Genomic DNA, 13,538 nt, shown 5'->3' with positions numbered 1-13,538 from the left:
AAGGAGTGAAGCCTAGTGGGCCGGAAAAGTCGGGGGGGGGGGAGCCTCCCCAAGTCGAACAAGAACCGGACGAGGGGGGGGACGGAAACCCATTGGGTTGCGGCCACCCCGGCGGCGTTCTGGCGGCCTGGAAGGCCCCGGAGGTACAGGAAGACGCGGGAGGGCCCGCAGCGGTCGCTGGGGGCCCTCCCGCGTCTTCGGAAACCCTTACGCTTCCTCGCGGCGCAGCGTGGGCTTCAGGTCCTTGAGCCGACCGAGGAGGCCGTTGACGAACGAGGGCGAGTCGTCCGTGGAGAACTCCTTCGCCAGCGCCACCATCTCGTCCAGCACGACGGCGTCCGGGGTCTCGTCGACCCAGATCAGCTCGTACGCGCCGAGACGCAGGATGTTGCGGTCCACGACCGGCATCCGGTCCAGCGTCCAGCCGACCGCGTACTGAGCGATCAGATCGTCGATGCGCCGCGCGTGCTGCGCGTAGCCCTCGACCAGCTGCATGGTGTACTCGCTCACCGGCGGCTGCCGGGTGTCGTCCCGGGAGAGCCGGATCCAGTCCGCGAGGACCGTCAGGACCCCGGCGTCGCGCTGGTCACCCTCGAAGAGGATCTGGAAGGCTCGCTTGCGGGCCGTGTTGCGGGCAGCCAATTTAGCTGTTCACCCGGCCGAGGTAGTCGCTCGTGCGGGTGTCGACCTTGATCTTCTCACCGGTGGTGATGAAGAGCGGGACGTTGATCTGGTGACCGGTCTCCAGGATGGCGGGCTTGGTGCCACCGGTGGAGCGGTCGCCCTGGACACCCGGCTCGGTCTCCTGGATGACGAGCTCGACGGCGGCCGGAAGCTCGACGAAGAGCACCTCGCCCTCGTGCTGCGCGACGGTGGCCGTGAAGCCCTCGATCAGGAAGTTGGCGGCGTCACCGACGGCCTTGCGGTCGACCATGAGCTGGTCGTAGGTCTCCATGTCCATGAAGACGAAGTACTCGCCGTCCATGTACGAGAACTGCATGTCGCGCTTGTCGACGGTGGCCGTCTCGACCTTCACGCCGGCGTTGAAGGTCTTGTCGACGACCTTCCCGGAGAGCACGTTCTTGAGCTTGGTGCGCACGAAGGCCGGGCCCTTGCCGGGCTTGACGTGCTGGAACTCGACGACGGACCAGAGCTGGCCGCCTTCGAGCTTGAGCACAAGGCCGTTCTTGAGGTCGTTCGTGGAAGCCACGGTTGCGGAATCTCCTGGACTGACGTGGACGACCCCGGCGCACGCTCCTGTCTAAAGGGCGAGCAGCTCCTTGGTCGTGATGGTGAGTAGCTCGGGTCCGCCGTCCGCCTCAGGGCGAACGACGAGCGTGTCATCGATCCGGACGCCGCCCCGGCCCGGGAGGTGAACCCCCGGTTCGACGGTGACCGGCACGCAAGCGTCCAGTTTACCCATGGCCGCGGGAGCCAACTGCGGGTCCTCGTCGATTTCGAGTCCCACCCCGTGCCCCGTCAGCGGCGGAAGGCCCTCCGCGTACCCCGCGGAGTCCAGCACCTGACGCGCGGCACGGTCCACATCCCGGTAGGCGGCACCGGGTACCAGGCTCTCCCGTCCGCCGCGCTGAGCGGCGAAGACCAGGTCGTACAGCTCGATCTGCCAGTCCGCGGGAGACGTACCGATCACGAACGTACGGCCGATCTCGCAGCGGTAGCCACGGTACGTGGCCCCGAGGCAGACAGAGAGGAAATCGCCCTCCTCGACCCGGCGGTCGGTGGGCCGGTGCGCGCGTCGGCCGGAGTTCGGGCCGGTGGCGACGGCGGTGGGAAAGGCCGGCCCGTCGGCGCCGTGATCGACGAGACGCCGTTCGAGTTCGAGGGCGAGATGGCGCTCCGTGCGGCCTACGAGGATGGATTCGAGCAGCTCACCCAGGGCCTGGTCGGCGATCTCGGCGCCGATGCGGAGGCAGGAGATCTCTTCCTCGTCCTTGACGACGCGGAGCTGTTCGACCGCGCCGCCGAGGTCGGTGAGACGCAAGCCGGGTACGACGGAGCGAATGGCTCTGTGGCGGGCGACGGTGAGGTGATGTTCCTCCACGGCGAGCGCGTCGGCTCCCTGCCCTGCCGCGAGGTCGGCCGCCGCAACGGCCGGGTCACCGCCGTTGCCGGGCAGCGTCTGAAGGCGCAGCGCCTCGTCGGGGCGGCCCTCGGTCGGCCGGTTCTCCGGCGGACCGGCGCACAGCAGGAGGTCCTCGGTCCTGCCGAGCAGCAGGACGGCGCCCTGCGGGGCGGCGCCCGCGAGATAGCGCAGATTGGCGGGGCGGGAGATCAGCGCGGTGGCGCTGCCGCCGGCTTGGCAGCGTTCCCGTACCCGGGTTCGGCGGGCGGCGTACACCTCTGACATGACACGAGCGTAGGAGGCTCGTCTGTTTTGTGCCGGTTGAGAAGGCGTTCGGGGGATGACTCCCGTTGGCTACCAGCTCGGAGGGCTTGCGATCGAGCGGGCCAGTACGTCGTCCAGTATCCGCGCCGTCTGCGGTACGTCGAGCTGGGAATTGTCGATGATCGGCAGGCCCGAGCCGTACCAGCCCGCCATGCGGCCATGGATGCGGGCGACCTCCTCATCCGTGAGGCGGCGGTTGCCCGAACGCTCGGCGTTGCGCTCCAGGACTATCTCCAGGCCCGGCAGCAGGACCACCGGCAACAGCCCGGGGCCGACGTGACGCTTCCAGCCGCCGAGACCGACCACCGGGCGGTCGGGGAAGACGGCGTCGTCGAGAATGCACGAGATGCCGTTGGCCAGGAAGTTCCGCGCGGCGAAGCCGCAGGTGCGGCGGGCGAGGCGGTACTGGGCCTCGGAGTTGTCGTTCCACCCGGACTGGGGGTCGGCGAAGCCGGAGCGGACCCATTCGCGTACGTCGTCGAGGCTGATGTGGGCCGTGGGGACCCGGCGCTGCTCCGCCCAGAACTTGGCGACGCTCGTCTTGCCGGCCCCTGCCGGCCCGATGAGCAGCACGGCGATGGTCGTGGTCGCCGGGTCGGGTGCCGTCGTGGCGGGCGGGACGCTCGGCATGCCGACGGGGCCGCCGGGCGGCAGCGGCACATGGCCCGTGGTCTCGGGGGCCGGCGGGGCCGGAACGTGGTGGGGCGTGTGCGGGACCGGTCCGGGAGGTGCGAAGCCCGGCGCCGGGGGCGGCGGGGGCACAGGAGCGGATCCCTGCGGGGCTGATCCCTGATGCGGGGCGGGTTCTGGGTGTCCGCCCGGATGGTGCGCACCCGGGGGTTGTGCGGCCGGCGACCACCCGTGCCCCGACTGGTGGGGCGGCGGCAGCGGAGAACCTCCCACTGCGTGCTGCATCCGGTGCCACTCCGTCTCGTCTTCCATGGCCATTGGTGCTGGCAGCAGGGCTCTACCCCGCACGCTACCGAACGGTACCGCCCCCGGCCGCCGTTTGGTGAACGGCCGGGGGCGGTCTGAAGTGCCCATCGCCACAGGCGAATCGGACGGAAGGGTGGTTCGGTGGACTTACTGGCCGACTTCGCCGTACGCGGCGAGCAGCACGGCCGGGTCCGGTCCCTCCAGCACGGTGGGCTTGGCCAGGCCGTCCAGGACGATGAAGCGCAGCAGATCGCCGCGGGACTTCTTGTCGACCTTCATGGTCTGCAGCAGCTTGGGCCACTGGTCGTAGCGGTAGTACAGCGGCAGGCCCACCGATTCGAGGATGGTGCGGTGCCGGTCCGCCGTCGCGTCGTCCAACCGCCCGGCGAGACGCCCGAGTTCGGCGGCGAAGTGCATACCGACGGCGACGGCCGCGCCGTGCCGCCACTTGTAGCGCTCGTTCTTCTCGATCGCGTGGCCGAGGGTGTGGCCGTAGTTGAGGATCTCCCGCAGACCCGACTCCTTCAGGTCCGAGGAGACGACCTCGGCCTTGACCCGGATCGAGCGCTCGATCAGCTCGGCGGTGTGCGGGCCGGCCGGGGTGCGCGCGGCCTCGGGGTCGGCCTCGATCAGCTCGAGGATCGCCGGGTCGGCGATGAAACCGGCCTTGATGATCTCCGCGAGACCCGACACGTAGTCGTTGACCGGCAGGGACTCCAGTGCGGCCAGGTCGCACAGCACGCCGGCCGGCGGGTGGAAGGCACCCACCAGGTTCTTGCCCTCGGCGGTGTTGATGCCGGTCTTGCCGCCGACCGCCGCGTCCACCATGGCCAGCACGGTGGTCGGGACCGCGATCCAGCGCACCCCGCGCAGCCAGGTCGCCGCCACGAACCCGGCCAGGTCGGTGGTCGCGCCGCCGCCCACACCGACGATCACGTCGGAGCGGGTGAAGCCGGACTGGCCCAGCGCCTTCCAGCAGTAGGCGGCCACCTCCGCGGTCTTGGCCTCCTCCGCGTTCGGCACCTGGATGGCGACGGCCTCGAAGCCCTGCTCGGCCAGATCGGCCCGCAGCGCCTCGCCGGTCTCGGCCAGCGCCTCCGGGTGGATCACCGCGACCCGCTTGGTCCGGCCGCCGATCAACCCGCCCAGCTCGCCCAGGAGCTGACGCCCCACCAGGACCTCGTACGGTTCGCTGCCCGCGGTACCGCCGACCTGGATCCTCGTCACTGCCTCAGTCATGCGTCCTTCAACTCCAGTGCGTCCAGGGCGGCTTGGGTGACCTCTTCGGGCGTACGGCCGTCGGTGGCAACGACCGCCGTGGCCACCGACTCGTACAGATGCCGACGGGCCTCCATCAGCTCCCGCCACTGCTTGCGCGGGTTGACCGCGAGCAGCGGGCGGGCGGCGTTCAGGCCGGTGCGCTTGACCGCTTCCTCGACGTCCATCGACAGGTACACGACCCGCTGTCCCTCCAGCAGGGCCCGCGTGTCCTCGTCCAGGATCGAGCCGCCGCCCAGCGCGAGGACACCGCCGTGCTCGGCGAGCGCCCGGCGCACGGCCGACTTCTCGACCGCCCGGAAGGCGGGCTCGCCCTCGTCGACGAAGATCTCCGCGATGGTCCGGCCCTGCTCGCTCACGATGTCGTCATCGCTGTCCCGGTAGCCGACGCCGAGCCGGTCGGCCAGCAGCTGCCCGACCGTGGACTTGCCCACGCCCATCGGCCCGACCAGCACGATCACAGGCGCTGCGCTCACCGGATGGCCAGGTTTTCGAGGTAGGACCGCACGTTACGGCGCGTCTCGGCCACGCTGTCGCCGCCGAACTTCTCCGCCACCGCGTCCGCGAGGACGAGCGCCACCATGGCCTCGGCGACGATGCCAGCCGCCGGGACCGCGGAGACGTCGGAGCGCTGGTGGTGCGCCTGCGTCGCCTCGCCGGTCGTCACGTCGATGGTCTGCAGGGCCCTCGGCACGGTGGCGATCGGCTTCATCGCGGCCCGCACCCGCAGCAGCTCACCGGTGGTGAGACCGCCCTCGGTGCCGCCGGAGCGGCCGGAGACGCGGCGGATGCCCTCCGGCGTGTTCACGATCTCGTCGTGCGCCTTGGAGCCGGGAACGCGGGCGAGCTCGAAGCCGTCGCCGAGCTCGACGCCCTTGATGGCCTGGATGCCCATGAGCGCGCCGGCGAGGCGGGCGTCCAGCTTGCGGTCCCAGTGGACGTGCGAGCCGAGGCCGACGGGGACGCCGTAGGCGAGCACCTCGACCACACCGCCGAGCGTGTCGCCGTCCTTGTGGGCCTGGTCGACCTCCGCGACCATCGCCTTCGACGCGTCCGCGTCGAGGCAGCGCAGCGGGTCGGCGTCCAGCTTCTCGACGTCGGCCGGCGTCGGGTACACACCTTGCGGGGCCTTCACGGAACACAGCTCGACGACATGGCTGACGATCTCGATGCCGGCCGTCTCCTTGAGGTACGACCGGGCAACGGCACCGAGGGCGACACGGGCCGCGGTCTCACGTGCCGAGGCGCGCTCCAGGATCGGCCGGGCCTCGTCGAAGCCGTACTTCTGCATGCCGGCGAGGTCGGCGTGGCCGGGGCGCGGCCGGGTCAGCGGCGCGTTGCGGGCGAGGCCGGCGAGGATCTCGGGGTCGATCGGGTCGGCCGCCATGACCTGCTCCCACTTGGGCCACTCGGTGTTGCCCACCATGATCGCGACCGGGGAACCGAGGGTGAGGCCGTGGCGGACGCCGCCGAGGAAGGTGACCTCGTCGCGCTCGAACTTCATGCGCGCACCGCGTCCATAGCCGAGCCGGCGCCGGGCCAGGTGGTCCGCCACCATCTCCGTGGTGATCGGCACGCCGGCGGGAAGGCCCTCCAGCGTCGCCACGAGTGCGGGACCGTGGGACTCCCCCGCGGTCAGCCAGCGCAACCTGCTCAACGGTGCTCCTCAGTGCTCGCGCCCTGGTACTGCCCTGCGTACGCGCGTCCTCGCGTACGTCGACGGCGTGACCAGGTGCGCGGCCCCGGCCCGCCACCTTCGATCCTCCCACGTCCCGATCCCGTCCCCGGCCGCCGGTCCACCTGGCGGACGCGAGATGGACGGCGCCGGACACCGACCGGGATCAGGCGGTGCCGTTGCCCTGGGCGCTCGGCTGTGCCGAATGGGCCTGCTGAGGGGCGTAGGCGCCGAGGAAGTCGGCACCGCTCGGCTCCGGGGTCTGCTGGGCCGCGTACGGGCCCAGGTAGTCGGCTCCCCGTCCCTGCCCCTGCGGCGCAGCCGTCTGGACTGACAGTCCCTGACGCCTCGCACGCCGCCGGTCGATCTTGCGCTTCAGCTTGAAGACCCACGACCCGACGACGAGCAGCACGACCAGGACGAGCACAGGGATCTGCACCCAGTCCGGCATGAACTGCAGGACGACCTCGAATATCTCGCTCTTGCCGGACGCCAGCGGCACACCAGTGGACACTGCTCGTTCTCCCCCCAGATCCTCTCCGCCCCCTGCGGAACTCAGCGGATCTTAGCGGTTCGCGAGAGCGCGCTCTCCCGCATTTCGCATGGCCTCCAGGGGCGCCGGGGTGCGCCCGGTCATCTGCTCCACCTGCAGCACCGCCTGATGCACCAGCAGGTCCAGCCCGCTGACGACCGCTCCGCCGAACATGGACCAGCGTGCCGCCAGGGCGGTCGGCCAGGGGTCGTAGAGCACGTCGAACAGAGTGGCGGGGCGCTCCGGTACGGCGGCGGCGAGGGCGTCGGTCGCACCGGCGGGGGTGGTCGCGATCACCAGCGGCGCGTGCAAGGCCCGTTCCGCGTCCGCCCAGTCCGCCGTACGGACCTCCACGTCGAGCCGCTCGCCCCACTGCCGCATCTCGGCGGCGCGTGCCTCGCTGCGTACGTACGCAACGACCTCGCCGGTGCAGACGCGGGCGAGCGCGGCCAGCGCGGAGGACGCCGTGGCGCCGGCGCCGAGGATCGCGGCCGAGTCGACCTGTTCGATGCCGCGTTCCCGCATCGCGGCGACCATGCCGGGGATGTCGGTGTTGTCGCCGACGCGACGGCCGTCCTCGGTGCGGACGACCGTGTTGACGGCCTCGACCGAGGACGCCGTCTCGCTGATCTCGTCCAGCAGCGGGATGACGGCGCGCTTGAGCGGCATCGTCAACGACAACCCGGCCCACTCCGACCCCAGTTCGGCGAAGAACCCGGGCAGCGCGGCCTCGTCGATCTCGAACCGGTCGTACGACCAGTCGGTGAGCCCCAGTTCCTCGTAGGCGGCGCGGTGCAGCACCGGGGAGAGGGAGTGGGCGATGGGCTTGCCGAGTACGGCGGCCCGGCGGGCGTCAGTTGCCCGAGCTCTCATTGAACTTGTCCTTGAGCTTCTGGAAATCGTCGTGGGTCTTGGCGAATTCGGTCTTGCTCACGCCGTCGACCGCGACGAAGTAGTACCAGCCCTCGTCGGTCGGATTCAACGTTCCCTTGATCGCGCCCTCGCCCGGGTTGCCGATCGGTCCGGGCGGCAGACCCTTCTGCGTGTACGTGTTGTACGGGTCCTGATTCTTGTTGATCTCGGATTCGCTGATATTGATGTTGCTCTGGCCCTTCAGGTAATTGAAGGTCGAGTCGAACTGCAGCAGACCGTAGGTCTCGGGGTTCGCGCGGTCGAGGCGGTTGTAGACCACTTCCGCCATCTTGCGGTAGTCGTCATCGGTCTTTCCCTCGGCCTGGACGAGGCTGGCGACCGTGATGACCTGCAACGGGCTGTCCAGCTTGAGCGCCTTGGCCTTGGCCTCCAGATCGAGCGCCTCGTACTTGTTGACGGCCAGGGACACCATCCCCTTCAGCACCGCTTCGGGCTTCATGCCCTTGGCGGCGGGATAGGTGCCCGGATAGAGGAAGCCCTCCAGCGGGTCCCTGATGTCATCGTTGTCGTTGGCCCAGCTCGGCAGTCCGAGGCTCTTGTATTTCTGCTCGGCGATCTTCCTGGTGGTGCCGGACGACAAATCGAGTTGTTCGTCGATCGCCTTGTAGACGGCCACATTGCGCTCGCCCGGCCGCACCAGAACGTTGTTCTGGCTCTTCGGGTCGAGCATCATCTCGACGGCGCTCTCGGCGGACATCTGCTTGTGCAGCAGATAGGCGCCGGCCTGGATCGTCTTCCCGTCGGGGTTCTGCGACTGGGCGGCCACGAAGGCGTCGACGCTCTTGACGACGCCGGCCTGCTTGAGCGCCTGGCCGATCTGGTTGCCGAGCGCGCCCTTCGGGATCTCGACGGTGACGGTGTCGCTGGTGCCTTCCCCGGCGTAGTCAGGGGCCGCGCCGAAACGATCCTGGTAAAACTGGTACCCGAAATATCCGACTCCGGCGACGCCTCCGCCGAACACGACCACGACCACCAGACAGGCGAGCCCGCTGCGGCGCTTCTTGGGCTTGCCGCCCCGGCCCCGCCGGTCGCCGCGGCCCCGGCCGCCCCCCGACTCGTCATCGCCGTCGTCGTCATCGTCGCCACCGGCGAAGAAGGCATGTTCGCCCTGGTCAGGGCCAGGATCCCAGTCGGTCTCCGGCGGCTCCGGCTCGGCCTGCCTGCGGCTCGGCGGCTCCGGCGGCGGGTATGCGTCGGGCGTGCCGTAGTAGTCGTGCTGCTCGCCGCCGTACGCCGCGGCCTGCTGCCCGTACGGGTCGCCGGGGTCGGGGTACTGGACGTGCGAGTGACTGCCGGTCGCCCAGCCGTTGTTGTCGTACGACTGCTGCCCATGGCCCGGGTAGTGCTGCTGGTCGTACTGCTGCGGGTACTGCTGACCCTGCTGCGGGTACTGCTGCTGACCGTACGCGGCCTGCTGGCCGTTGCCCCAGTCGCCGTAGTGCTGTGGCTGCTGCGGCTGCTGCTGCTCCGGATAATGCTGCGGCTGGCCGCCGTAGGCAGCCTGCTGGCCCGAGTGGGTCTGCTGCCCTTCCCATCCGCCGTCCCCGAACAACGGGTCCTCGGGATGCCACGGTTCGGAGCCTGGGCCCCGGCCATACTCAGTCATCGATCCCCTAGAGCCGCGAGGCGGCGGTCACGCGGCTGCTGAAGATCCGGCTCCCGTCCCGCCTCTCTTTGTGCTCCGGCTGTTCGAACACCGGCGCATCGCGCGGAACGTTACAGTATCGCGATCAGATAACCACTTCGACGCTCTCTCCGGGAGCTTTACCTGACACCCGTTCGGATTCGAGCGCCTGCTGCAGGATGATCACGGCGGCTGCCTGATCGATGACCGACCGGCCCTTCTTCGACTTCACGCCCGAGGCACGCAGTCCCTGACTGGCCGTCACGGTCGTCATCCGCTCGTCCAGGAGCCTGACCGGAACGGGCGCGATCATGCGGGCCAGTTCCTGGGCGAAGCCCCTGACCTTGACCGCGGCAGGGCCCTCGCCGCCCTTGAGGGAGCGGGGCAGGCCGACGACGACCTCGATGGGCTCGTACTCCTCGACGAGTTGCTTGAGCCGACGCTGAGCTGCGGGGATGTCCCGGCCCGGGACCGTCTCCACCGGTGTGGCGAGGATCCCGTCGGGGTCGCACGAGGCGACGCCGATCCGGGCGTCGCCGACGTCGAGCGCCAGGCGACGGCCGCGGCGCATGCCCCGGTCGTCGCCACTCGCGTGTGTGCCGTCGCTCACTTGGCCGTTTCCGCCACGAGCCGCTCGACGGCGTCGACCGCGTCGCCGATGGCGGCCGGGTTCTGACCGCCGCCCTGGGCGACGTCCGGCTTGCCGCCACCGCCGCCGCCGAGGGTCTTGGCAGCCGTACGGACCAGGTCGCCGGCCTTGAGACCGCGCTCGCGGGCGGCCTCGTTGGTGGCGATGACCGTGAGCGGCTTGCCGTTGCTGACGGTGAACAGGGCGACCACGGCGGCCCGTCCGCCCTGGATGCGGCCGCGCACGTCGAGGACCAGCTTGCGCAGGTCGTCCGGCGTGGTGCCGTCCGGGACCTGGCCGGTGACGACGGCGACGCCGTGCACGTCCTTGGCGGACTCGACGAGACCGGCGGCGGCCTGGAGTACCTTCTCGGCGCGGAACTTCTCGATCTCCTTCTCGGCGTCCTTCAGCTTGCCGAGCATGGCGGAGACCTTCTCCGGGAGCTCCTCCGGACGGCCCTTGATCAGCTCCTGGAGCTGGGCGACGACCGTGTGCTCACGGGCGAGGAAGTTGTAGGCGTCCACGCCGACCAGGGCCTCGATACGGCGCACCCCGGAGCCGATGGACGACTCGCCGAGCAGCTTCACCAGGCCGAGCTGGGCGGTGTTGTGCACATGCGTGCCGCCGCACAGCTCCTTGGAGAAGTCGCCGATGGTCACGACGCGCACGCGCTCGCCGTACTTCTCACCGAACTCGGCGATGGCCCCCTGCTTCTTGGCGTCGTCGATGCCCATGACCTCGGCGTGCACGTCCAGGTCGCGGGCGAGCACCTCGTTGATCTTCTGCTCGACGTCGGTCATCACGGCCGTCGGCACGGCGGACGGCGAGCCGAAGTCGAAGCGGAAGCGGCCGGGCTGGTTCTCGGAACCGGCCTGGGCGGCCGTCGGGCCGAGGGCGTCGCGCAGCGCCTGGTGGGTGAGGTGGGTGGCCGAGTGGGCGCGGGCGATGGCCTTGCGGCGGCGGTTGTCGATCGAGGCGTGGGCCTTGGCACCGACCGTCACCTCGCCGACCTGGACGACACCCTTGTGGACGTACACGCCGGGCACCGGCTTCTGACAGTCGCGGATCTCGATGACGGCACCGGAGTCGGCCTTGATCCGGCCGGTGTCGCCGATCTGGCCGCCGCCCTCGGCGTAGAACGGGGTGCGGTCGAGGACGATCTCGACCTCGTCGCCCTCGGTGGCGGCCGGGGACGAGGCGCCGTCGACGAGGATGCCGACGATCGTGGACTCGCCCTCGGTGTCGCCGTAGCCGATGAAGTCGGTCTCGCCGACCTTGTCGGCGATCTCCCGGTAGGCGCCGGCGCCGGCGTGGCCGGTCTTCTTGGCCTGGGCGTCGGCCTTGGCGCGCTCCCGCTGCTCCTTCATCAGGCGGCGGAAGCCGTCCTCGTCCACGGAGAGGCCCTGCTCGGCGGCCATCTCCAGGGTGAGGTCGATCGGGAAGCCCCAGGTGTCGTGGAGCAGGAACGCCTTGTCGCCGGCCAGCACGGTGGAGCCCGCGGCCTTGGTGTCGGTGACGGCGGTGTCGAGGATGTTGGTGCCGGCCTTCAGCGTCTTGAGGAAGGCGTTCTCCTCGGCGACGGCGACCTTCTCGATGCGCTCGCGGTCCGTGACCAGCTCGGGGTACTGCTGGCCCATCATGCCGATGACGACGTCGACCAGGTCCTTGACGACCGGGCCGGTGGCGCCGAGCAGACGCATGTTGCGGATGGCGCGGCGCATGATGCGGCGCAGGACGTAGCCGCGGCCCTCGTTGCCGGGGGTCACGCCGTCACCGATGAGCATCACGGACGTGCGCATGTGGTCGGTGACCACGCGCAGGGAGACGTCCGAGCCGTGGGCGTCGCCGTAGGCCACCCCCGTCAGCTCGGTGGCCTTCTTGATGACGGCCATGGAGGTGTCGATCTCGTACATGTTCTGCACGCCCTGCAGAATCATGGCGAGGCGCTCGAGGCCGAGGCCCGTGTCGATGTTCTGGCTCGGGAGGTCGCCGAGGATCTCGAAGTTGTCCTTGCCGATGCCCTCGCCTCGCTCGTACTGCATGAAGACGAGGTTCCAGATCTCCACGTACCGCTCGTCGTTGACGGCGGGGCCGCCCTCGACGCCGAACTCGGGGCCGCGGTCGTAGTTGATCTCGGAGCAGGGGCCGCAGGGTCCGGGGACGCCCATGGACCAGTAGTTGTCCTTCATGCCGAGGCGCTGGATGCGCTCCTTCGGCACGCCGACGACGTCGTGCCAGATGCGCTCGGCCTCGTCGTCGTCCTTGTAGACGGTGATCCAGAGCTTCTCCGGCTCCAGGCCGTAACCACCCTTGTCCTGGGGGCTGGTGAGCAGCTCCCAGGCGTACTTGATGGCGCCTTCCTTGAAGTAGTCGCCGAAGGAGAAGTTGCCGCACATCTGGAAGAAGGTGCCGTGCCGGGTGGTCTTGCCGACCTCTTCGATGTCCGGGGTGCGCACGCACTTCTGCACGCTGGTGGCGCGGTCGAAGGGAGGCTTGACCTCACCCAGGAAGTAGGGCTTGAAGGGCACCATGCCGGCCGGGACGAGGAGCAGAGTCGGGTCGTCCGCGATGAGCGACGCCGAAGGGACGACGGTGTGCCCGCGCTCCTCGAAGAAGCTCAGCCAGCGGCGGCGAATCTCGGCCGACTCCATCAGTGGTCCTCATTCCGGTTGTGCGAGTACGTCGGGTTGTCGACGTACTTCGGGTTGCTGCGGTCGTTCTCGATGGCGGCGTACCGCCGCGGCCCGGGGAGTTCGGGGTTCTCCTGGATACCGAGCGCGTCCTCCAGCTCGGCCTCCCGCTGGGCCATGTTGTCGCGGACGTCGAGCGCGAAGCCCACCGCGCGGTCCTTCAGACGCTGACCGGTCTCCAGGGCCTTGTTCGCCGCGGTGGCGGCGAGGCTCTCCGGGGTCAGCTGCCTGAGCTTGCGGTTGACCTTGGTGGTGGCCCACACACCGGCGGCGACACCCGTGCTGAACCAGAACGTACGGCGGAACATCGCTCGGTCTCAGTCCTTACTTCCGCTTGCGGCGTGCGGCGGGGACCGTCCGGCCCACGATCACGTTACGCCGGGGCGACTTCGCGGGCATGTCCTCCTGCTTGCGGCCGCCGAGGGCCCGGCGCACGCCGTAGCCGAAGGCCGCGACCTTGACCAGGGGGCCGCCGAAGGTGGAGGCGACGGTGGTCGACAGGGCGGAGGCGTTCGACGTGACCTCCTGGACGTCGGAGGCGATCGCGTCGACCCGGTCGATCTGCGTCTGCGCGGAGCGCACCGCCGTGGAGGCGTCTGCCAGGAGCGGGACCGCCTGATCGGTCACATCCGCGACGAGCTTGGTGGTCGCCCTGAGCGTCTGGGCCAGCCTCGCCAGCGCGACGGCGAGGAAGGAGACCAGGATCGCCCAGAAGACGGCCACCAGGATCCCGGCAACTTCTCCACCGGACACTGTGTGCACCCGCTCCCTGAAACGTGCCTCTGCATCGGTCTGCATCGAAAAAGTCGTGCACCGAGCCTATCGCGCCGGGGCC

At 69.9% G+C, this 13,538-nt stretch carries 14 protein-coding genes; all 14 read right to left on the bottom strand.

The features are described 5' to 3' along the window. Nucleotides 1–207: 207 nt before the first annotated feature. The 14 genes from nusB to ACFQ6S_RS35170 all read right to left on the bottom strand — a co-directional run bounded on the left by nusB (nucleotide 208) and on the right by ACFQ6S_RS35170 (nucleotide 13,465). On the bottom strand, nucleotides 208–642 hold the full coding sequence (gene nusB, locus ACFQ6S_RS35235) for a transcription antitermination factor NusB (protein WP_328882897.1): 435 nt from the start codon (nucleotides 640–642) through the stop codon (nucleotides 208–210). Nucleotide 643: 1 nt separating this feature from the next. Continuing rightward, nucleotides 644–1,210: an elongation factor P gene (efp, locus tag ACFQ6S_RS35230; RefSeq protein ID WP_030607045.1), complete on the bottom strand. Its 567-nt coding sequence runs from the start codon at nucleotides 1,208–1,210 to the stop codon at nucleotides 644–646. A gap of 51 nt (nucleotides 1,211–1,261) precedes the next feature. Further along, nucleotides 1,262–2,368 carry an aminopeptidase P family protein gene (locus ACFQ6S_RS35225; RefSeq protein WP_383418815.1) on the bottom strand — a complete coding sequence of 369 codons (1,107 nt, stop codon included), beginning with the start codon at nucleotides 2,366–2,368 and terminating at the stop codon, nucleotides 1,262–1,264. Nucleotides 2,369–2,437: 69 nt separating this feature from the next. Further along, a complete protein-coding gene (locus ACFQ6S_RS35220) occupies nucleotides 2,438–3,322 on the bottom strand; it encodes a Pro-rich N-terminal domain-containing protein (protein WP_383418813.1) in 885 nt (294 codons plus the stop codon). Between the two features lie 168 nt (nucleotides 3,323–3,490). Beyond that, on the bottom strand, nucleotides 3,491–4,582 hold the full coding sequence (aroB, locus tag ACFQ6S_RS35215) for a 3-dehydroquinate synthase (protein ID WP_383418811.1): 1,092 nt from the start codon (nucleotides 4,580–4,582) through the stop codon (nucleotides 3,491–3,493). Then, nucleotides 4,579–5,061, bottom strand: coding sequence for a shikimate kinase (locus ACFQ6S_RS35210; RefSeq protein ID WP_383419029.1), 483 nt, complete (start codon nucleotides 5,059–5,061; stop codon nucleotides 4,579–4,581). The genes aroB and ACFQ6S_RS35210 overlap by 4 nt, the downstream gene beginning before the upstream one ends. A gap of 32 nt (nucleotides 5,062–5,093) precedes the next feature. Further along, entirely contained in the window at nucleotides 5,094–6,278 is a 1,185-nt protein-coding gene (aroC, locus tag ACFQ6S_RS35205) for a chorismate synthase (RefSeq protein ID WP_383418809.1), read from the bottom strand. Nucleotides 6,279–6,462: 184 nt separating this feature from the next. Next, nucleotides 6,463–6,810 (bottom strand): hypothetical protein, encoded by a 348-nt coding sequence (locus ACFQ6S_RS35200; protein WP_383418807.1) that lies wholly within the window; start codon nucleotides 6,808–6,810, stop codon nucleotides 6,463–6,465. A gap of 51 nt (nucleotides 6,811–6,861) precedes the next feature. Further along, the gene (locus tag ACFQ6S_RS35195; RefSeq protein ID WP_383418805.1) at nucleotides 6,862–7,701 is read right to left on the bottom strand and encodes a shikimate dehydrogenase; all 840 of its coding nucleotides are present in this window, start codon (nucleotides 7,699–7,701) and stop codon (nucleotides 6,862–6,864) included. Next, a complete protein-coding gene (gene mltG, locus ACFQ6S_RS35190) occupies nucleotides 7,682–9,367 on the bottom strand; it encodes an endolytic transglycosylase MltG (RefSeq protein ID WP_383418804.1) in 1,686 nt (561 codons plus the stop codon). The genes ACFQ6S_RS35195 and mltG overlap by 20 nt, the downstream gene beginning before the upstream one ends. 124 nt (nucleotides 9,368–9,491) lie before the next feature. Further along, a complete protein-coding gene (gene ruvX / locus ACFQ6S_RS35185; protein ID WP_383419027.1) occupies nucleotides 9,492–9,956 on the bottom strand; it encodes a Holliday junction resolvase RuvX in 465 nt (154 codons plus the stop codon). A gap of 35 nt (nucleotides 9,957–9,991) precedes the next feature. Next, a complete protein-coding gene (alaS, locus tag ACFQ6S_RS35180; RefSeq protein ID WP_383418802.1) occupies nucleotides 9,992–12,664 on the bottom strand; it encodes an alanine--tRNA ligase in 2,673 nt (890 codons plus the stop codon). Then, on the bottom strand, nucleotides 12,664–13,011 hold the full coding sequence (locus ACFQ6S_RS35175; RefSeq protein ID WP_383418800.1) for a hypothetical protein: 348 nt from the start codon (nucleotides 13,009–13,011) through the stop codon (nucleotides 12,664–12,666). Before ACFQ6S_RS35175 ends, alaS begins: the two co-directional genes overlap by 1 nt. A 16-nt stretch (nucleotides 13,012–13,027) precedes the next feature. Then, complete coding sequence (locus ACFQ6S_RS35170; RefSeq protein WP_383419025.1) at nucleotides 13,028–13,465, bottom strand: DUF948 domain-containing protein; 438 nt, start codon at nucleotides 13,463–13,465, stop codon at nucleotides 13,028–13,030. Nucleotides 13,466–13,538 lie beyond the last annotated feature (73 nt).

Origin of the sequence: Streptomyces sp. NPDC056479 (genome assembly GCF_042795335.1) — a bacterium.
Taxonomy (GTDB): domain Bacteria; phylum Actinomycetota; class Actinomycetes; order Streptomycetales; family Streptomycetaceae; genus Streptomyces.
Note: the sequence above shows the minus strand (reverse complement) of the source record. Positions and strands in the feature narration are given on the sequence as shown.